This is a genomic window from Paracoccus sp. Z118, assembly GCF_019061185.1.
Classification (GTDB): domain Bacteria; phylum Pseudomonadota; class Alphaproteobacteria; order Rhodobacterales; family Rhodobacteraceae; genus Paracoccus.
In genome coordinates this window covers 1-459 of sequence record NZ_JAHQZU010000131.1, presented here as the reverse complement: position 1 = coordinate 459, position 459 = coordinate 1, and the positions used below count along the sequence as shown (strand labels likewise).

The window sequence follows — 459 nt, the reverse complement described above, 5'->3', positions numbered from 1 at the left end:
CGCTGGACCGCGCCTCGTCGGCCACGGTCGCCGCCCCCAGCACCTGCCGCCCGCGGCCGAGATAGACGACGGTCTGCGCGCCCGAATCCAGCGCCGCCAGTGTTGGGTGGCGTAGGTCCGCGCCCATCTCCCCGGCAAGATAGGGGTTGCCGGCCCAGAGCGTGCCGTGGCCGTCCCGGCCGACGATCCCCTTGGCCGCGCGGCTGGTGACTTCCGCGATCTCCGCGCCCTCGACGCCGCGAGCCACGGCCGCGCGCCGGATTGCGGCGGCGATGAACCTTCTACTGGACCGCCTGCGCCGCGCACTGGAGGCCGAGCGCAGCTTTACCGCCAACTCGGCGCACGAGTTGCGAACCCCCGTCGCCTTCCCGGCCTCGCGCTGGCGCGGCCCATCACGCTGACCACCACGCTGAACAACTACGGCGGCGACGGCGCCTATCTCGCGCTCTATGTCACCGA

General features: G+C 73.0%; 1 protein-coding gene and 2 pseudogenes. 2 read left to right on the top strand and 1 reads right to left on the bottom strand.

The features are described from left to right. A pseudogene (locus KTN05_RS17855) lies at window positions 1-247 on the bottom strand (cation-transporting P-type ATPase); the annotation flags it as partial. A gap of 25 nt (window positions 248-272) precedes the next feature. Between KTN05_RS17855 and KTN05_RS17850 the strand changes: the two are divergent. Next, window positions 273-401, top strand: coding sequence for a hypothetical protein (locus tag KTN05_RS17850; RefSeq protein ID WP_305799912.1), 129 nt, complete (start codon window positions 273-275; stop codon window positions 399-401). Beyond that, window positions 380-459, top strand: a pseudogene (locus KTN05_RS18370) (DUF2271 domain-containing protein); the annotation flags it as partial. The gene KTN05_RS17850 and the pseudogene KTN05_RS18370, both read left to right, overlap by 22 nt.